We start from the raw sequence: 17,454 nt of genomic DNA on the forward strand, positions 1-17,454 counted from the left end.
GACAGGCTACCGCGTCCAGACCTGCTTAACGTCTTTGGTATGCGGCGTATTTTGCGCCATAACCCCCGTCAGAAAGTGGGGCTGATAGCATTCTTCCAGATAGCGGATCGCCTCCGGACTCAGCTGCAGGCTCACGGCGTTTACTGCACCTTCGACATGACGTTTTTGCGTGGCACCGACAATAGGTGAGGTGACCCTGGTCAGTAGCCAGGCGAGAGATATTTCCGTCATGGATACCTGATACTGTTCGGCAAGCTCGGCAACGCGTTCGATAATGATCCGATCTTGTTCTGCCGTCCGGTCATACTTCCCGCGGGCGTAGTCATCCTCGACGGCTCGCCGCGTGTGGCCTTCTTTACGGGAGAGACGGCCGCTTGCCAGCGCACTATAGGGCGTCAACGCGATCCCATCCTCAGCGCATAAACCGAAGAGTTCACGTTCATCTTCACGCATAATCAGGTTGTAGTGACTCTGCATGGAAACAAAGGGCGTCAGCCCTTCGCGTTCTGCAAGCGCGTTCGCCTTAGCCAGCTGCCAGGCGTAGCAGTTTGAGATCCCTATAGCGCGCACCTTGCCGGCAGTAACGGCGGCATGCAGCGCTTCAAGCACCTCGAGAACGGGCGTGTTGTAATCCCAGATGTGGTAAATGTAGAGGTCTATGTAGTCCATACCCAGATTTTGCAGACTCAGATCCAGCGAGCGGGCTATTGCCTGTTTTCCGCTGATCCCCTCGGCAATTTGCGCGGGCGTCCGCGGCAGAAACTTTGTAGCCAGCACCACATCATCGCGCTTCGCCATATCACGCAACGCCCGGCCAACAAACCGTTCACTCGAACCGTTCTGGTAGGCGATGGCGGTATCGTAAAAATTGATGCCCTGTTCAAGGCCGTAGCGAATGATGTGCCGGCTTTCCGTTTCGTCCAGCGTCCAGCGATGCTGGCCTGTCAACGGATCGCCAAACCCCATGCATCCCATGCAGATGCGAGAGACAAGTAAGTCACTTTTACCGAGCCGGGTATACTGCATCGTTATTCTCCTTCCGAATTATTCACCAATAGCGTTAAGCAGGTCGACAAGCCTTGACGCGTGCTCCCGGGCAAGCGTTTTTTGCTGGGCGATTTTCTCGGCATCCCTGTCGGCGTAGCTGATACCGCAGGTATAAACCGGTGCCAGCATCTCAAGATTGCACAGCCTTGCCGTCGTCTCGAACGCAATGAGATACTCCTCAATGGTATGGCCAAAGAAACCGTCAGCGGTGTAAAGCGCTTGCGGTGCCCCCGTTGTGAAGGAGAGAACCAGCTTTTTACCACCCAGTTTCGCCGTTGAACCATGCGCGAAACCGTGAACAAAAACTTCATCCAGCCACTGTTTCATGAGTCCCGGGAGTCCGTACCAGGAAAAAGGGAACTGCCAGACAATCACATCGGCCCTGAGCAGGCTTTCCTGCTCCGCACCGATATTGAATTTGCCGTCCGGATAGAGCCAGTCCAGACGACGAATTTCAGCGTCGGGCAGGGCTGTCGCCACCTCGTCAAGGATGGTGGCGTTGGCGATAGAATGGTTAAGCTCTGGATGTCCGGAAACGATAAGGATATTTTTCATTTCAATCAGTTATGCAGAATTGATGAATGTTTAACTCAGGCGTGTTTTCAGATGCAGCGTCTTAAAAAGACGGGACGTCAGCCACGCCGTGCTTTTAGTTTTTAAATTCTTCTGAGAAGAGATTTTCCCAGTTAATAAAGGAGCCAAGAGGAATGCACTCGAAGCTTAATAAGCCTGCTTTCGCCAGAGGGAATTCGGCCATTACGTTCATCGCTTCCTCGACAGCGTCACATTCAAGGAAAATAGCGACGCCGGGTCTGTCCTGACGAAAGTAGATGTCGCGGATGACGCCGGATTTATACAGTCCCCAGGCGTGCAATGCTTCAGCAGTAAGGTGCGGTGCATATTTTTCCGGCGATGCACCCGCGGCGGGAATATCCAGACATAAAATTCGCATCAGTCGCTCCAGTAATCAGTTTTCAGTGAGAAGAGCAGAAAGTATAAGAGCCTCAATGTATGAAGATAAGGCGAGCATTGACTTAAGCATCTTTAGTCTGTACTTAATAATCAGGCGGTAATTGCTTAAGGAAAATGCTATGAATAACGCTCTTTATAATCAGATCCGCATCTTTCAGAGCATTGCGCGTGAAGGAAATATCTCGGCAGCCGCGAGGAAACTTGAAATCACGCCGCCCTCCGTCAGCAATGCGCTTAAGTTGCTGGAAGAGCATATTGGTCATCCGCTTTTTGTGCGCACGACCCGGCGTATTGAGCTGACCGAAACCGGGCAACAGTTGCTGGAACAAACGGCCGCCGCGGTGGATTCGCTGGAAAAATCGCTGGAAAGCATTCGCGATCGGAATCAGGAACCCTCTGGCGTGGTAAGAATTACGCTCTCGCGTTTCGCCTATCTGTTAATTCTCAAGCCTGCAATGGCCGCGTTCTGTCAGCAATACCCAAGGATTCAACTGGAAATTTCGGTCTTCGACGGTACCGTGAATATTATCGAGGAGCGCTTTGACCTGGGGATTCGTTTTGGCGATATTCTGGAGGGTGGGGTGGTAGCACGGCCGTTAATGAAACCGTTTCGTGAAGGGTTATACGCATCCTCTGCCTATCTCGCTGAACAGGGTATGCCTGAGGTGCCGGCAGATCTCAGTCATCACCGATTGATTGGTTACCGTTTTATCACTAACAACCGCATCCTTCCGTTGATCCTGAACGATCGCGGAGAACAGTTAACCGTTGAGATGCCCGAACAGTTAATCAGCAACGATATTGACGTTATGGCAGACGGAATTCGTAACGGGCTGGGAATTGGGCGCTTGTTCGAACCCATCTGGCGGTTACAGCCAGATCGGGAACAATTTGTACCTGTGATGGAGAGCTTCTGGAAAACCTATCCGCCAGTGTATCTCTATTACCCGAAAAACGCGGGGAAAACGAAAAGGGTGAAAGCCCTGATTGATTTTCTGATCTCCGCGACCGAGCGATAAGGTTGCGCAGGCACAGGGCGAAGTCCCGCCAGTAGTGGCGGGAATGTGTTTAACGCTGCATGTTATTGCGTGTCTGGCGGATTTGCTGGCGCCAGGCGCGGTTATGAAGGGTAAATAGCAGCATCTTATAGAAGGAAGGAGATCGTATACAGAAACCGCTGAGCAGCAACATGACAACACTCACCAGTGCGGCTGTTAAATTGACGCCTGGCCAGATGGTGCCGCTCAGCGCCGCAATCAGATAAACGACCGTCAGCAGAAGGCTTATGAATGCCAGAGAAAGATGTACCCGCACGGCGCGAATACTGCCTTTACCCATCATAAACATCGTCAGACCGTTGATGCCGGCGAACAGAAGGGCAATCAGCACTACCCACACAAATACCTTTTCTGCCGGCTGATTGAGTGCGGCGAATACGCCGTAGCCCAACCATAGCTGCGGAATAGCAAAACTGACAATCACCCCGAGGGTGCTGATTGCCGCAGGGATGCCCATCGTATGTAGCCCCACGGGCTTACCCATCTGCTGGGCCAACTGCGTTTTCAGTTCTTGCAGCTGCGAATCGTTGGCATTGTTTATACGTACAGCTATGTCGTTACAGTGTTGTAGACGACGGGATAGCTCTTTAAGCATTTGAATACTCTAGGCTTAACGCTTAATTAATGATTTCGATGATAGCAGTGTTAAAACGTTGAGCCAATATCCTGTGGCCAGCCAGAATGGCCTGGAATTAGAAAGGGTAGGATTGCGTAATGAGTGTTGCCCATGGATGGATCATAATAGTCAATTTAACATAATATACATTATGCGCACTTACATAGATTAAGGCAGAATCTGGCTTTTTATGGTCATCCTTGTTCTGGTGTTTGACAGCCTCAAATGCACCTTATCTGCTCCGAACCCTCCAAACCTGCATAGCCATCTTCACTCACGCTGTTTATTCTCTGGCTTCTCTGCCGGCGCTGCATACCAGTTATCTTCCGTCACGACGACCGCGCCTTCTGGTTGCATCACAAAGTTTGGCGACATAATTTGTACACAGAAAACAAACAGTGCCAGCAGCCCTGCGGCCGTTTTGCCTGCCGATAATGCCAACCACCCGGCGTCATATTGATCGCGAAGCGCCGTACGTTGTGCCTCCATTCGGGTCAGCACACGTTGAGCAGCTTCATCAAGCGTCAGGTCGTCACCCTCATCGAGATCGGCTTGTGCCAGTAACATCACCGGCTTGCCGTTCATCACAATCAGTCTTCCCGGTTGGTTGTAACGGGTAACCGGAATAATTTTCAGGGGCTCCCGAACATCCTGTTGAGAGAAATTGCGCAGCGTATTACGAATGCGCAAAACTCGCTCTTCAGGCGTGGTCAGACCGAATTTTGCCTGCAGCATAACAATCGGCTGATGGAAAATATAAACCGTTCTGGCGCGCTCCCGATCTGTCGGCTCCTGGCGCGGCTCTGCGGCTACGCTGAGAAAGGAGATTACCGAGAGCAAGCATGACAATGTAACGAGCAGGATCCTCTTCATTCCCCCCCCCCTGAAACGCAAGATTATTGTTATTTTTCAATACGCCCAGAGAATGGCTGATCTCTGCTTTTTGAGCATAGACCAGCTCGACTCTTCTGCAACTGTCTTAAAAAAACCATAATGCACAATATTGCTTGAAATTGCACGAAATTGGCGATTAATATGAAGCCAGAAACAAAAGACGCACAAACGTGCAAACTCATGCATTTTTACTTACTGAGGTTGATATGACACAACAGTTGATTTTAATCGCCGGCCCCTATCGTAGCGGCACCGATGGCGTGCAGGCGCGCATTGATGAAAACCTTGATCGTCTTGAAAATGCGGCGTTAGCCGTTTATCAACGTGGCCATGTTCCGGTTATTGGTGAATGGCTGGCCTTACCGCTGGCAAAAGCGGCTGGCTCGAAATCGATGGGTGATGAAATCAGTGAAGCAATGCTGTATCCCGTCGCGCACCGACTCATTGCGAAATGTGATGCTATCTACCGGATTGCCGGCGCGTCCAAAGGGGCCGATATGGACATAGAGGTGGCGCAAACGCTGGGGCTTAAGATTTACACTGCGCTTGAGGATATCCCTCAGGTTTGATGTGACCTGCCGGCCTGTCGACTTACTGACAGGCCGGATCATAAAAGCTTTTCGCGTGGGTTATGCCTTTTCCGGTTCAGAGGTCATCACCACGGAAACCCCCTTTTCTTTTACCGCGTTAATCCAGGCGCTATCGGTATCGTCTTCAACGACAATCGTGTTCACCAGCGACAGATCGCCAATCACAAAAGATGACGCGGTATTGATTTTTTCGGGGGAAGCCAGCACAACCGTTTCGGCGGCTCTGCCGGAAAATGCACGTTTGATACTCGCCTCTTCAAAATCACCGGTCGTCAGGCCCGCATCAGGATGGATGCCAGTTACTCCCATAAAGAACAGGTCCGCATGGATTTTTTCGATGCCTTCGATAGCAGCCGCGCCAACCGCAACAATAGAGTGTTTATACAGACGGCCACCGATCAGGATAACCTCAATGGAGGGATGTTCGACAAGTCCCAGCGCAATGCCTGGGCTATGCGTGACCACGGTTATCTTCAAATCAGGAGGCAGAAACGTAATCAGCTCTGACGTGGTCGTGCCGCCGTCAATGATCACCACCTGGCCGTCAGAAATCAGCTGCGCACCTTTACGGGCGACATTTTTCTTGGCATCCATCTTTACCGATTTACGCTCAGCAAACGGGGCAATGGCCGAGGATGACGGCAGCGCCCCGCCGTGAACACGCTGTAAACGCCCTTCTGCCGCCAGCTCGCGTAAATCACGCCGAATGGTATCTTCAGACACCGCGAAAAGCGTGCTGAGCGCTTTCGACTGGACCTGACCTTCAGCCTCGAGCTTTTCAAGGATCAATTGTTTTCGCTGCGTTGTGAGCATAAGGAATTCCTGATATTGCACGTTTAATCTTGAAACTGCACGACAATGCTGTTTATGATAATTACTCTACGTAAGGAGGAACAAACGTGCAATCAAAACGTGCAGATGTACGCATCATAGAAAGTGAAACACTGTCTGATAACTGGTACATCCTGAAAAAATATACCTTTGATCTGCAGCGACGCGATGGTGAATGGCAGCGGCAAAATCGCGAAGTTTACGACCGGGGAAACGGAGCCACCATCCTGCTTTATAACCGGGATAAAAAGACGGTGATCCTGACCCGCCAGTTCCGCTTCCCTGTCTTTATTAACGGGCACGAAGATGACCTTATTGAAGCTGCTGCGGGCTTGCTCGATAACATGGATCCGGAAAGCCGGATTAAAGCAGAAGCGGAAGAAGAGACCGGCTATAGCGTTTCCCGCGTTGAGAAAATTTTTGAAGCTTACATGAGCCCGGGCTCCGTCACTGAAAAACTCTATTTTTATCTCGCCGAATACCAGCCGAAAGACAGAACCAGTGAAGGCGGTGGACTCAAAGCGGAGGGTGAGGATATCGACGTACTGGAAATGACGCTGGAAGAGGCACTGCGCGGCATTGAAACGGGCAGGATTGTCGACGGGAAAACCATCATGCTGCTTTATCATGTTGCCCTGAAAGGCATTCTGTAATTGCCGCAGGACAGACACCTGCCGCAGTGCAGGTGTCTGCGTGTGCTATTCTTGCTGAAGCATGCACAACGGAGATGCAAAGATGGCCGACTGGAACCCTTCCCTGTACCTGCGATACGGAGCCGAACGTACGCGCCCCGCCGCTGAATTGCTCGCCAGAATTCCCCTGGATGACGTGTCATCCATCGTCGATCTGGGCTGCGGGCCTGGAAACAGTACGGCGCTGTTAAAACATCGCTGGCCTTCAGCGCACGTCACAGGGGTCGATAACTCACCTGCGATGCTCGACGAAGCCCGCAGCGCCTTACCGGATTGCCACTTTGTTGAGGCCGATATCCGCCAGTTTAAGCCCGGCCAGCCGCTGAGCCTGATTTACGCCAATGCCTCGTTGCAGTGGGTGCCCGACCACTACGATCTCCTGCCGCACCTGGTCTCTCTGCTCACGTTAAATGGCGTACTGGCCATTCAGATGCCTGACAACTGGCTTGAGCCCACTCATGTGGCGATGCGTGAAGTTGCCTGGGAACAAGGCTATCCCGACCGGGGGCGTGAAGCCTTACCCGGCGTGCATGCCTATTACGACATTCTGACAGACGCCGGTTGTGATGTGGATATCTGGCGGACAACCTATTTCCATAAAATGAGCTCACACCAGGCCATTATTGACTGGGTAAGCGCAACCGGTTTACGTCCGTGGCTGCAGGAGCTTAATGAGAGCGAGCAGAAACGTTTTCTCAAACGCTACCATGAAATGCTGGAAGAGCAGTATCCGCTCCAGGAAAACGGGCAGATACTGCTGGCTTTTCCACGGTTGTTTATCATTGCTCAACGTCAGCCCTGAGCAACGTTATGAGCGGGCCTCTTTAAGCAGCTGCTGGATAACTTTTTCCTGTTCTTCATAGTTACCTTCGCCAAAAGAGGTATAACGTAACTGCCCTTTGGCATCGAAATAGTAATGTGCCGGCCAGTACTGGTTCCCGAAGGCGTTCCAGATCTGGTAGTTATTATCCGTCACGACCCGATACGGCAGTTGCCATTTGTTCACCGCGTTTTTCACCGACGAGAGCGGTTTTTCCCACGGATATTCAGGCGTATGCACGCCGATGACCACCAGACCCTGGGACTGATATCGTGTGGCCCAGTCGCGGACATGCGGGAGCGTATGCTGGCAGTTGATGCAGTCCCAGGTCCAGAAATCAATCAGGACGACTTTACCTCGCAATGATTCAGACGTGACAGGGTCACCATTAATCCACCCGGTTCCGCCACTTAACGAAGGCAACTGACTGCTGGGTTCGGTCATGACGACCGGCTGCAGTTTTACTGGCGCAGTGGCGGGCTTCGCCAAGGTTAACAGCGTCGTTTCAAGACGGTCTGCCACCCCATTTGCACCTTTCAGCACCGAGTTCATCCCCGTGGCGTTGAACGCCACAGCCGCTAACATCACCACGCCCGCCCCCTTGCGCACCCTTTTCATCAGCGCTGATTTGGCCCGCAGCGGTGCCATCAGTTTCCGACCGCCGGCCATAAGCAGGCCCAGCATAAGCGCACATCCGCTGCCATACGCCGCCAACAGCGCGCCGGTGGTGATGGCCGAATGACCCGCAATATTGATACTGAAAATAGCCCCAAGGATCGGTCCGGCACAGGGAGACCAGAGCAGACCGACGGCCAGTCCGGCCAGGAAAGCGGAAAACATTCCGCGCGTTTGTCCGCTGCGGGTATTGAGGATATTGCCCGCGCTGACCGCAGGCCCGGCTATACGCTGGGCGAAGGACGGGAAAATCAAGGCCAGCGCGGCTGTAGCCAGAATAATGAGTGCCAGCCAGCGCCCTATTATCGTGGCATCCGTGATCCATTCACTGGCAACCGTGACAACCATCGCCACCACGGTAAACATCACGATCATCCCTGCCAGCAGAGCCAGGATATGTCTTCGCTGCCCCTGAAAACCGGCAAACAGAAGAGGTATCACCGGGAGCGTACATGGACTGAGCAGGCTTATCATCCCGCCCAGAAACGCGATTATCAAAAACATAAAAACCTCACATTACAGATGGCCTGCGACGCTGCAGTGAGGGTATTTCATCGTACGGATGTGTTTGGGATGTGTGCAAAACGGGACGATTTGTCTGCTCTCGTATCGGGCACGCAACCGGATACAAAACCGTACAATTAGCGACGCGGCAGCGTTACCGTGACCTTCAGCCCGCCTTCAGGAAGGTTTGCCAGCCGCAGTTTCCCGTCAAGCTGCGCGGTCAGCTGTGCAGCAATCGCCAGCCCCAGGCCGGTACCGCCGGTATCACGGTTACGCGATGTTTCTACCCGATAAAAAGGCTGTAATACCGCGTCGAGTTCAGCCTCGGGTATCCCCGGCCCGCCGTCCAGAATATGGATAGCAATGTGTCCGGCAGAAGAATCATCAATCTCAATAACGGCATAGCCACCAAACTTAAGCGCGTTATCCAGAAGGTTGGTCATCACCCGGCGAAGTGCCTGCGGCCGAGTCACTATCGGCAGGCGGGCGTCGTTTGCCTGAAACTGCACGTTTTTACCAATGTCCTGATAATCACAGGCAATGCTGTTTACCCAGGCATTGAGCTCCAGCTTTAGCGAGGTCTCTTCCAGAGATTCTGATGACCGGGCATAGGCAATCCCCTCCCGCACCAGACGGGTCATGTTATCGAGGTCGTTCAATAATTTGTCGCGTAACTCGGGTTGATCGGCCATCTCGACGCGCAATTTCATGCGCGTGATGGGCGTCTGCAGGTCGTGAGAAATGGATGCCAGGATCTGCGCGCGTTCGCGAAGATAGGATTGAATGCGCGCCTGCATCGCGTTAAAGGCATGCGCGGCTCTTTGCACTTCTACCGGCCCCTTCTCCGTCATTGGTGTGTTCGCAGCCGGGTCCAGCGCGTCAACTGCACGGGTAAACTGTGAAAAAGGCCGAATCACCTGACGCACGGCGATCCAGGCACAGGCCGCAAGCAGCAGCAGCTGCAATACCAGCACGACAGGTAACCAGCTGGCGACCGGTGGCATGCGTGGCGTCAGATCGATGGTCAACGGTGCCCCATCACGTAAGGTGAGATGCGCCTGAATATGGGAAATGGGACCGGGAACGGCGGTAAACGTGAGCGGGTAGTCAGCCGTAAGGGTCTCTTTTAGCGTTCGAATGGCATCGCGTGAACGCTTATCCTCAGGCGGTGCGCCCGGTTCTCCAGGCCCAAGAATATAGCGATAGTTACCGCGCTCCAGCCGCGGCAGCCAGGCCGCCCGCTCCTGGGCGGGAAGCCGGTCAAGAATGGCCACGCTAGTGGCTACATCGTTTTCCAGATTACCCAGCATTACGGTGCGGGCGCTGTGCATACGTTCAACCATCACCAGCGTCAGGCTGAGGGTATTGGCCAGTAAGAGTCCAGCCAGCACGATGACCAACAGCCGGGACAGCAACGAGCGTGGCCAAAGCGTCATTCATTGGCCTCTTTTATGGTCACCGGCATTGTAAAGACATAACCTTCACTGCGCACGGTCTTGATATAGGCCGGCGTGCGGGCGTCTTCATTCAGACGCTGACGCACCCGGCTCACCAGCAGATCAATCGATCGTTCAAAAAGCTCGGCATCGCGCCCCTGGGTCAGATTTAGCAGTTGATCCCGGGTCAGGACACGCTGAGGGTGATCGAGGAACACGCGCAGCAGACGATATTCCGCTCCGCTGAGCGCCACTACCATCCCTTCACTGTCGATTAAATGACGGGCCACGGTGTCCAGTTGCCATTCTCCGAACGTGACCAGTCGCCCGGCTTCCGTCACCTGTAAATTGGGGGGCATTGTGCGGAAACGACGTAAAATGGCTTTGATCCGCGCGAGTAACTCGCGTGCAACAAAAGGCTTCACGACATAATCGTCTGCCCCCATCTCCAGCCCCAGGATCCGGTCTGTTTCCTCGTTACGCGCCGTGAGCATCAGAATGGGCAAGTCTTTATGTTTACCGCTTCGGAGCTGACGACACAGCGTTAATCCGTCATCGCCGGGCATCATGACATCCAGCACCACAAGATCGATATGCTGTTTATCAAGCACAACTCGCATCTCTTTGCCATTTGCCGCGCCAGAGGCGCGATATCCGGACTTAACGAGGTAATCGACAATCAGCTCACGAATATCCCTGTCGTCATCGACGACAAGGATATGATCAATATGCTCCACAGAAATCTCCAGACTGAAGGGTAACGTATTGAAAATAGCACATTTCAGAGTTTATCTGCGTCCACAACTGCGTTGACGAAATCCTGCGGATCTTCCTGCGGAGGATTGTGACCTACAGTTTTGCCAAAGGTACGGTGTTCATACTTACCGGTGAATTTCCCGGCGTAGGCCTGTGGAGCAGGATGCGGTGCCCCGTTGTTTCCGCCTTCGATGGTGATCGTCGGGACGGTAATATTCGGAAGCGTTGCCAGTTTTTGCTCATAACTGTCGTATTTGCGCTCCCCTTTTTCCAGCCCTAAACGCCAGCGATAGTTACTGAGCGTCACCGCGACATGGTCCGGGTTATCAAGGGATTTGGCACTGGCGTTAAACGTTGCATCGCTAAATTTCCAGTCAGGTGATGCCTGTGACCAGATCAAACGGGCGAAGTCATGGGTGTTTTTGGCGTAGCCTTCAGCGCCACGTTCGGTGGCGAAATAGAACTGATACCACCACTGAACTTCTGCTTTCGGCGGTAAGGGTTGTTTGCCAATCTGCTGGCTGCTGATCAGGTATCCACTGACGGAGACCAGCGATTTAACGCGTTCTGGCCACAGCGCCGCGACGATGTCCGCCGTACGGGCACCCCAGTCGTATCCTGCAAAAACGGCCTGCTTGATGTTCAGGGCATCCATCAGGTTCACAACGTCTTTCGCCATGGCCGAAGGCTGGCCGTTACGCGGCGTTTTGTCTGAGAGGAAACGGGTAGTTCCGTAGCCACGCAGAGAAGGCACAATCACCCGATATCCTTTGGCAGCCAGCGCGGGAGCAACTTGCGCATAACTATGAATATCGTAGGGCCAGCCGTGTAATAAAATGATCGGTTGACCATTTTTCGGGCCGATGTCGACATAACCGACGTTAAGGTCGCCGGCATTAATCTGTTGAGGATGATCAAACGCCGTCGCGAAATCAGTACCGGTTGCTTCGGCCTGACAGGACATGACGGTACCAAGAGAAACGGTTAACGCCAGAGTTGAGTATGCGAGTTTGCTGAACATGTTGTTATCTCCGATTGAGTACGATTCACGGGGATATAACAACATCGGTTTGTATAGCAGATATGTGCGAATGGGCCTTTATTGCAAGCCTGTGTATGTATCAGCGGCGTTGATACAATGTGATACAAACACAGGTCATTGCGTCTTAAAGCGAGACGCGATAACGAACGTAATCGTCGGCTTCGCCATATTGGTCGTAGAGTTTACGTGCCGGGTTGTTCTGCCGCGTGACCCAGTAAAGTTTTGACCACCCTTCGCGCTTGCCTTCGTCCATCAGGGCATCAATGAGCGCTTTTCCAGTCCCTGCTCCCCGTTGGCTGGCAGCAACAAACAGATCTTCCAGATAACAAACGGGCGCTGTCGACCAGGTTCCTTCGTGCAAAATACACATGGCGAAGCCGATGACGTTGCCGTCGCTTTCCGCAACCCGGCAAAACATCGATGATCGCTCGTCGAGCGCCCTTTGCCATGTCGCGGCGGTCACGGACTCATCGAGGACACAGTCATAAAAATGGGTGTAGCCGTCCCACAGCGGACGCCACTGGGAATAATCTTCTGCGCGTAAAGCTCTTACCGTAACAGCCATATATTCCTCATATTACAAATCGAAAGCCTTTTAAAAGCAGTTATTGGTAGTAAAGAAGTCCAGCACACCGAAAAAGAATGTGATAGAGATGAAAATACCAGAAGGTGAACAAAAACATAACGCTTAAACAGGGAGAACCACGGATGACAATACCGACGCTAACGACAGACCGCCTGTTACTCATTCCCCTGGTCGCGGAAGATGCCGTCCAGATACAGCGGCTTTATCCACGCTGGGAAATCGTTCGCTATATGGTCTCCTCAGTGCCCTGGCCCTACCCGGATAACGGCGCGGAGTATTATGTTAATAACGTTGCGCTGCCGGATATGGAAAAAGGCATTGCCTGGTTCTGGAGTATTCGACGTCGCGAGGCGCCGGATGAGCTGATGGGGATTATCTGCCTGTACGATGTTGAAGATAATAACCGTGGGTTCTGGCTGGCGCCGGAGTTTCAGGGTAAGGGATACATGCGTGAGGCCAGTATTGCGGCGACGGATTATTGGTTTAACACCCTGAACAAGCCGGTATTGCGTGCGCCAAAAGCGGCTGCTAACAGCCGCTCCCGTCGTATTTCAGACAGTAGCGGCATGCGGCTTATCAGGACAGAAAAGAAAGCGTACGTCAGCGGCATGCTGGATTCCGAACTGTGGGAAATCACCCGTGACGAATGGAATGCCCGTCAGGTCAGTTGATAATACTTATCCGGTAACAGTCTTTCGGGGATCTCTTCTTCATCGTTCATCTGCAACAGGTCACGTTCCATCATGTTGCAGATGGCGTCCAGCGGCAGGTCGTTATCTTCGGTACCAAACGGGTCTTCCAGCTCTTCCGCCAGCGTATCCAGCGAGATAAAGGTGTAAGAAATCAGCGCCGATACAAAAGGCGTCATGTAGTGCAGATCGACAACCAGCGCGAACGGCAGCATGATGCAGAACAGATACACCGTACGATGAAGGATCAGCGTGTAAGCAAACGGTACAGGTGTCGTCAAAATACGCTCGCAACCCGACAGGACGATGGACATGTCGTTCAGCCGGTTGTTGAGACTGTGGAACAGGATATCTGAGAGCTCGCCATTGCGGCGCCTGACGGCAAGCCACTCCCCCATGATCAGTAAAATACGGTTCGCCGGCGAGTTGGCGTTCATCACCTTGCGTAAATCATCTTCCGTAAGATAACGGGAAAGTTGTTCGGCGTTCGTTTCCCGGCGCAGGGTCATGCGCAAACAGTTGGCAAAGGCAATCTGCAGTCGAACAAACTCGCCGAGATGTTTATCGTCCGGCAGGGTGTTTTTTACCTCGCGAAACAGAGAGCGTGCCGCTATCATCAGTTGCCCCCAAAGCTGGCGCGCCTCAACGTAGCGTGAATAACAGGCGTTGTTTCGGAAACCGAGAAAGATAGCGATCGCCACACCGAGAATGCTAAATGGCGCAACGGTAAATTTGATGCCAAGGGACGTGTACCACGGCAGCATCAGGATCACGGCGATAGAAAGCAGGAAGTTGAGTAGCAAGCGGGTATAGATTTTTGGCAGTACCGAGCCATGCCAGACAAAGATGAGTTGTAACCAGTGCTGTTTAGGACGAACAATCATAGTGAGTTTCAGGAAAGAAAAAGAGCGTGGCTATTAAACGTGATCCCCCTCACGGTTGCAAGCATGTTAATAAAACATTGAATTTTCTGACCTGGCTAGCCTAAACCGCACGGTGCCAGAGGTGTTTTTTAAAAACAGAGCAAATAGTATGTTGTAACTAATAAGTTTCCCATTAAAACCCGGCCGAAGCCGGGCAACGGTGTTAGCAGAGCGGTTTAACGGCCGCACGCATTCCTTGAAGCAGAATAGCATCCAGATCCCGCGTAACCTGCTCGACCAGGCCGTTAACCTGCGTAAGATCTTGCTCCCAGTGTTCACTCACGCTCAGTACCGATTTTACCAGTTGGCGGGTAGTGATCTGGCGATCGTGATGCTGTGTCCACAGCTGCTGGAAACGCGCCAGCCAGTGCGCGTCGTCCTGTACCGGGTAACTTTCCCCGTTACGCTCCCCGCGATAAAACGCAATCAGTGCCGCTAAAGCAAACGTCAGTCGCGCAGGCAATGACCCGGTTGCTTTCTGCCCTGCCAGCAGCTGCGGCAGAATGCGGGTGCGGAACTTGGTCATCCCGTTGAGGGCAATCGACAGCAGCTGATGCCGGATGTAAGGGTTACGGAAACGGCCCGTTACCGCACTGGCGAATGATTCCAGCTCATCACGCGGCAAATCCAGTACCGGAATAATTTCCTCATAGATAGCTTTTTCGACAAAAGCGCACACGTCAGCATCGTTCATCGCCTCGCCTACCGTGTCCAGCCCGGCCTGGAAAGCTACCGGTACCAGCGCCGTGTGCGCACCGTTCAGAATGGCGACTTTACGCTCTTTGTAGGGCCGGATGTCATCCACGATCAATACGTTGAGCGGGAACTTATCAAGACGCAGTTCGCTGGCAAGGGAGTCAGGGCCCTGAATCACAAACAGATAGAAGTGTTCGGCGGTATCCAGGAACCCGTCCTGATAACCCAGTTCAGCCTGCAGGGCGGCCACTTCGTCACGCGGGTAACCCGTTACAATGCGGTCAACCAGGGTCGAGCAGAAGCAGTTGGCATCGTTCAACCATTCAGTAAAGGCCGTCGGCAGCGCCCACTCCTGCGCGTAGCGCAGCACCAGTTCCCGCAGCGCATCCCCGTTGTAGTCAATCAGTTCACACGGAATGATGACCCAGCCTTTGTCTGGCGCACCGTTAAAATGACTGAAACGCTCGAAGAGCAATCGCGTCAGTTTCGCCGGGTAGCTGACGGCAGGCGCATCTTCAAAGGTGTCGCCCGCGTGATAACCGATCCCCGCTTCCGTGGTATTCGAGAACACAAAGCGCATCTCCGGGTTATGAGCCAGCCTGAGGAACGCATCGTATTCGTTATAAACGTTGATTTCGCGGTTAACGGAACGGATAAGACGTGCATCGCTCACCGCGTCGCCCTTTTCGTTCAGGCCGCGAATGATCGTGGTATACAGTCCATCCTGCGTATTCAGCGACGGCGGAAAATCACTTTGAATGGGACGAACGACCACCACACCGGCGTTAAGATCGGTATGTTCGTTTAACAGGTCGATTTGCCAGTCGATAAACGCCCGCAGGAAATTGCCTTCACCAAACTGAATGATACGTTCCGGATAGTGTGGACCGGGAAAATCATGACGGTTAAGTGTGTTCACAATGGGTTCCTTTTATAATTAGTCATACAGCCTGATAAGATTGGTACGATAACTTATCAAAACTTTACGACCGGGAACCCTGTTTTGATCAATTCATGATGGAGTTGTGAAAAATAATTATAAGAATTTATAGAACACGGAGGTGGCGGTCATCGCGCCATCCGGCATCAATGCATAGCGCGGGATCTCCCCCACTTTTTGCCAGCCAGCACGCTGGTAGAACGTCTCGGCACCGCTGCCGGTGGACGTATCCAGTACCAGGACCGAAATGCCTCTGGCTCTGGCCTGTACTTCAAGTTCTTCCATCAGGGCCATTGCCGCCCCTTTACGGCGCGCTTTTTCATGGACCAGCAGTTTTGCCACATCCGCGCGATGCGGCTGATTCTCCGGCTGATCGGTGATCAACTGTACCGTGCCGATAACACCGTCCTGCGGATCGATACTGGCCAGCACAAGACGTTCATTGCGTCCCACGCTCTCAGCAATACCGCGCCAGAAAGCACGTGCTTTTTCCGGGCTAAAGGGCAACATAAAACTGACGGATGCGCCGCCGTTAACGCAGTTTTCGAGGATCGCGGACAACGCATCGAGGTGGGTGAGGATCTCTTCCCGGGTGAGGTTTTTGATGTGCAGTGAGGTATTCATTGTTTTTCCTTACGTTGAATACCGTCACTGTGCAATTAACATCTTATTAACGCAAACGGATCGATCATAGGCTTTTGTTATGTCATCTTTCGCGATGGCGCTGCTGCTTCATGGCATACATCTTTTCATCGGCCTCTTTTAGCCACTGTTGCAGGTCATGGCCATTGTGGTCGAATTCACTGAGGCCCCACGAGAACAGAAGCGACCACGGATGCAGTTTGCGGGCATTATAATTTTCGACCTGCTCGGCCAGATACTGCATCGCAATCCAGGCCCCCTGCTCATCCGTATCGGCGAACAGCACGGCAAACTCATCCCCGCCAAAGCGAACCAGCAGATCCGCCTCACGGAAGGAGGAACGCATCAGTTGCGCCATCACCTTCAGCGCCTTATCCCCTTCCTCGTGACCGTAGCGATCGTTTATCTCCTTAAAACGATCCAGATCCAGCCAGCCGAGGGTTAACGGCTCTGCACGGCGTCGGGCGACGGACAGGGTAAACCGGACGAGCTGATTAAAGCCCCGACGGTTGAATAAGCCGGTGAGTTCATCGGTAGTCGCCGCACTGACGGCGGCAAATTCATCTTCTGCCAGCGCGCCCAGGTCTCCCAGCACGGCAAGATCGGCCGCCGTAAACTCGCGCGGAGAATAATCAATCAGGCAAAGCGATCCGACGCTCGCGCCGTCGCGCAGACGCAGCGGGAAACCAGCGTAGAAACGAACGCCTGGCTCACCGGCCACCAGCGGATTATCGGCAAAGCGGTCATCCTGACGCATGTCCCCCACCACCAGCGGCGCTTCGCTGAGGATCGTATGGCCACAAAATGAGATATTGCGCGGGACAGAGTCCGGTGCCTGGCCATCCGCTGACTTCACGATCAGCGAATGCTCATCGATAAGATTGACCATCGCCAGCGGCACCTGGAAAAAGCGTTTTGCCAGACGCGTCAGGCGGTCAAAGGCCGGCGAACTGTCGATTTCAAGCAGGCCTGATTCGCGCAGCGAGTTCAGACGTTCCGTTTCGTTTTCAGGGGTTGCAGGTGTTTTCATAACGTCTCCTGACGC

Annotated in this window: 19 protein-coding genes and 1 pseudogene; 5 read left to right on the plus strand and 15 right to left on the minus strand. The window is 53.1% G+C overall.

The annotated features are described in order from the left end of the window. Positions 1 to 6: 6 nt before the first annotated feature. From ACMVME_RS01425 to ACMVME_RS01435, 3 genes are all read right to left on the minus strand, one after another. Entirely contained in the window at positions 7 to 1,026 is a 1,020-nt protein-coding gene (locus ACMVME_RS01425; protein WP_032680996.1) for an aldo/keto reductase, read from the minus strand. A gap of 18 nt (positions 1,027 to 1,044) precedes the next feature. Then, complete coding sequence (locus ACMVME_RS01430) at positions 1,045 to 1,602, minus strand: NAD(P)H-dependent oxidoreductase (RefSeq protein WP_032680997.1); 558 nt, start codon at positions 1,600 to 1,602, stop codon at positions 1,045 to 1,047. Between the two features lie 94 nt (positions 1,603 to 1,696). Continuing rightward, positions 1,697 to 1,999: a hypothetical protein gene (locus ACMVME_RS01435; protein WP_032680999.1), complete on the minus strand. Its 303-nt coding sequence runs from the start codon at positions 1,997 to 1,999 to the stop codon at positions 1,697 to 1,699. Positions 2,000 to 2,138: 139 nt separating this feature from the next. Here ACMVME_RS01435 and ACMVME_RS01440 point away from each other — a divergent pair, with 139 nt between their 5' ends. Then, complete coding sequence (locus tag ACMVME_RS01440; protein ID WP_068794637.1) at positions 2,139 to 3,038, plus strand: LysR family transcriptional regulator; 900 nt, start codon at positions 2,139 to 2,141, stop codon at positions 3,036 to 3,038. A 49-nt stretch (positions 3,039 to 3,087) separates the two neighbouring features. On the opposite strand, the gene ACMVME_RS01445 is transcribed toward ACMVME_RS01440, so the two are convergent. Beyond that, positions 3,088 to 3,672, minus strand: coding sequence for a hypothetical protein (locus tag ACMVME_RS01445; protein WP_068794636.1), 585 nt, complete (start codon positions 3,670 to 3,672; stop codon positions 3,088 to 3,090). A gap of 405 nt (positions 3,673 to 4,077) precedes the next feature. After that, positions 4,078 to 4,566: pseudogene (locus ACMVME_RS01450) on the minus strand (mechanosensitive ion channel protein MscS); the annotation flags it as partial. A gap of 227 nt (positions 4,567 to 4,793) precedes the next feature. Here ACMVME_RS01450 and ACMVME_RS01455 point away from each other — a divergent pair. Then, a complete protein-coding gene (locus ACMVME_RS01455) occupies positions 4,794 to 5,156 on the plus strand; it encodes a DUF4406 domain-containing protein (RefSeq protein WP_068794635.1) in 363 nt (120 codons plus the stop codon). A gap of 60 nt (positions 5,157 to 5,216) precedes the next feature. On the opposite strand, the gene ACMVME_RS01460 is transcribed toward ACMVME_RS01455, so the two are convergent. Continuing rightward, positions 5,217 to 5,990 carry a DeoR/GlpR family DNA-binding transcription regulator gene (locus tag ACMVME_RS01460; protein ID WP_020884137.1) on the minus strand — a complete coding sequence of 258 codons (774 nt, stop codon included), beginning with the start codon at positions 5,988 to 5,990 and terminating at the stop codon, positions 5,217 to 5,219. An 86-nt stretch (positions 5,991 to 6,076) separates the two neighbouring features. Between ACMVME_RS01460 and ACMVME_RS01465 the strand changes: the two genes are divergently transcribed. Together ACMVME_RS01465 and tam are read left to right on the plus strand one after the other, a co-directional pair. Then, positions 6,077 to 6,661, plus strand: a complete 585-nt coding sequence (locus tag ACMVME_RS01465; RefSeq protein WP_025204189.1) for an NUDIX domain-containing protein — start codon at positions 6,077 to 6,079, stop codon at positions 6,659 to 6,661. Between the two features lie 82 nt (positions 6,662 to 6,743). Then, positions 6,744 to 7,502 carry a trans-aconitate 2-methyltransferase gene (tam, locus tag ACMVME_RS01470; protein ID WP_020884139.1) on the plus strand — a complete coding sequence of 253 codons (759 nt, stop codon included), beginning with the start codon at positions 6,744 to 6,746 and terminating at the stop codon, positions 7,500 to 7,502. Between the two features lie 6 nt (positions 7,503 to 7,508). Here the strand turns inward: tam and ACMVME_RS01475 are convergent, their stop codons facing one another. From ACMVME_RS01475 to ACMVME_RS01495, 5 genes are all read right to left on the minus strand, one after another. Next, positions 7,509 to 8,699, minus strand: a complete 1,191-nt coding sequence (locus ACMVME_RS01475; protein ID WP_068794634.1) for a cytochrome c biogenesis protein/redoxin — start codon at positions 8,697 to 8,699, stop codon at positions 7,509 to 7,511. A 137-nt stretch (positions 8,700 to 8,836) separates the two neighbouring features. Beyond that, on the minus strand, positions 8,837 to 10,135 hold the full coding sequence (locus tag ACMVME_RS01480; protein WP_025204192.1) for an ATP-binding protein: 1,299 nt from the start codon (positions 10,133 to 10,135) through the stop codon (positions 8,837 to 8,839). Then, positions 10,132 to 10,872, minus strand: a complete 741-nt coding sequence (locus ACMVME_RS01485; RefSeq protein ID WP_025204193.1) for a response regulator — start codon at positions 10,870 to 10,872, stop codon at positions 10,132 to 10,134. Before ACMVME_RS01485 ends, ACMVME_RS01480 begins: the two co-directional genes overlap by 4 nt. A 44-nt stretch (positions 10,873 to 10,916) precedes the next feature. Further along, positions 10,917 to 11,912 carry an alpha/beta fold hydrolase gene (locus ACMVME_RS01490; protein ID WP_032678150.1) on the minus strand — a complete coding sequence of 332 codons (996 nt, stop codon included), beginning with the start codon at positions 11,910 to 11,912 and terminating at the stop codon, positions 10,917 to 10,919. Positions 11,913 to 12,057: 145 nt separating this feature from the next. Continuing rightward, positions 12,058 to 12,498 carry a GNAT family N-acetyltransferase gene (locus ACMVME_RS01495; protein ID WP_014170062.1) on the minus strand — a complete coding sequence of 147 codons (441 nt, stop codon included), beginning with the start codon at positions 12,496 to 12,498 and terminating at the stop codon, positions 12,058 to 12,060. A 143-nt stretch (positions 12,499 to 12,641) separates the two neighbouring features. Here ACMVME_RS01495 and ACMVME_RS01500 point away from each other — a divergent pair, with 143 nt between their 5' ends. Further along, on the plus strand, positions 12,642 to 13,190 hold the full coding sequence (locus ACMVME_RS01500) for a GNAT family N-acetyltransferase (protein WP_020884145.1): 549 nt from the start codon (positions 12,642 to 12,644) through the stop codon (positions 13,188 to 13,190). Here the strand turns inward: ACMVME_RS01500 and ACMVME_RS01505 are convergent. The 4 genes from ACMVME_RS01505 to ACMVME_RS01520 all read right to left on the minus strand — a co-directional run bounded on the left by ACMVME_RS01505 (position 13,178) and on the right by ACMVME_RS01520 (position 17,439). Further along, entirely contained in the window at positions 13,178 to 14,092 is a 915-nt protein-coding gene (locus ACMVME_RS01505) for a bestrophin family protein (RefSeq protein WP_032681009.1), read from the minus strand. The two genes, ACMVME_RS01500 and ACMVME_RS01505, sit on opposite strands and share 13 nt — an antisense overlap. Before the next feature lie 202 nt (positions 14,093 to 14,294). Beyond that, positions 14,295 to 15,746 (minus strand): tagaturonate reductase, encoded by a 1,452-nt coding sequence (locus ACMVME_RS01510; RefSeq protein ID WP_068794633.1) that lies wholly within the window; start codon positions 15,744 to 15,746, stop codon positions 14,295 to 14,297. Positions 15,747 to 15,863: 117 nt separating this feature from the next. After that, a complete protein-coding gene (locus ACMVME_RS01515) occupies positions 15,864 to 16,391 on the minus strand; it encodes a GNAT family N-acetyltransferase (RefSeq protein WP_020884147.1) in 528 nt (175 codons plus the stop codon). Between the two features lie 82 nt (positions 16,392 to 16,473). Next, positions 16,474 to 17,439, minus strand: a complete 966-nt coding sequence (locus tag ACMVME_RS01520) for a sensor domain-containing diguanylate cyclase (RefSeq protein ID WP_063156410.1) — start codon at positions 17,437 to 17,439, stop codon at positions 16,474 to 16,476. Between the last annotated feature and the right edge of the window lie 15 nt (positions 17,440 to 17,454).

Source organism: Enterobacter cloacae complex sp. 2024EL-00711, from assembly GCF_047529885.1.
In the GTDB taxonomy this organism is placed as follows: Bacteria; Pseudomonadota; Gammaproteobacteria; order Enterobacterales; family Enterobacteriaceae; genus Enterobacter; species Enterobacter ludwigii.

Coding starts and splice junctions, on each gene's coding strand:
- ACMVME_RS01480 (WP_025204192.1), bottom strand. CDS start 10,135: ATGACGCTTTGGCCACGCTCGTTGCTGTCCCGGCTGTTGGTCATCGTG.
- ACMVME_RS01500 (WP_020884145.1), top strand. CDS start 12,642: ATGACAATACCGACGCTAACGACAGACCGCCTGTTACTCATTCCCCTG.
- ACMVME_RS01505 (WP_032681009.1), bottom strand. CDS start 14,092: ATGATTGTTCGTCCTAAACAGCACTGGTTACAACTCATCTTTGTCTGG.
- ACMVME_RS01430 (WP_032680997.1), bottom strand. CDS start 1,602: ATGAAAAATATCCTTATCGTTTCCGGACATCCAGAGCTTAACCATTCT.
- ACMVME_RS01445 (WP_068794636.1), bottom strand. CDS start 3,672: ATGCTTAAAGAGCTATCCCGTCGTCTACAACACTGTAACGACATAGCT.
- ACMVME_RS01490 (WP_032678150.1), bottom strand. CDS start 11,912: ATGTTCAGCAAACTCGCATACTCAACTCTGGCGTTAACCGTTTCTCTT.
- ACMVME_RS01520 (WP_063156410.1), bottom strand. CDS start 17,439: ATGAAAACACCTGCAACCCCTGAAAACGAAACGGAACGTCTGAACTCG.
- ACMVME_RS01435 (WP_032680999.1), bottom strand. CDS start 1,999: ATGCGAATTTTATGTCTGGATATTCCCGCCGCGGGTGCATCGCCGGAA.
- ACMVME_RS01455 (WP_068794635.1), top strand. CDS start 4,794: ATGACACAACAGTTGATTTTAATCGCCGGCCCCTATCGTAGCGGCACC.
- ACMVME_RS01425 (WP_032680996.1), bottom strand. CDS start 1,026: ATGCAGTATACCCGGCTCGGTAAAAGTGACTTACTTGTCTCTCGCATC.
- ACMVME_RS01440 (WP_068794637.1), top strand. CDS start 2,139: ATGAATAACGCTCTTTATAATCAGATCCGCATCTTTCAGAGCATTGCG.
- ACMVME_RS01475 (WP_068794634.1), bottom strand. CDS start 8,699: ATGTTTTTGATAATCGCGTTTCTGGGCGGGATGATAAGCCTGCTCAGT.
- tam (WP_020884139.1), top strand. CDS start 6,744: ATGGCCGACTGGAACCCTTCCCTGTACCTGCGATACGGAGCCGAACGT.
- ACMVME_RS01495 (WP_014170062.1), bottom strand. CDS start 12,498: ATGGCTGTTACGGTAAGAGCTTTACGCGCAGAAGATTATTCCCAGTGG.
- ACMVME_RS01460 (WP_020884137.1), bottom strand. CDS start 5,990: ATGCTCACAACGCAGCGAAAACAATTGATCCTTGAAAAGCTCGAGGCT.
- ACMVME_RS01515 (WP_020884147.1), bottom strand. CDS start 16,391: ATGAATACCTCACTGCACATCAAAAACCTCACCCGGGAAGAGATCCTC.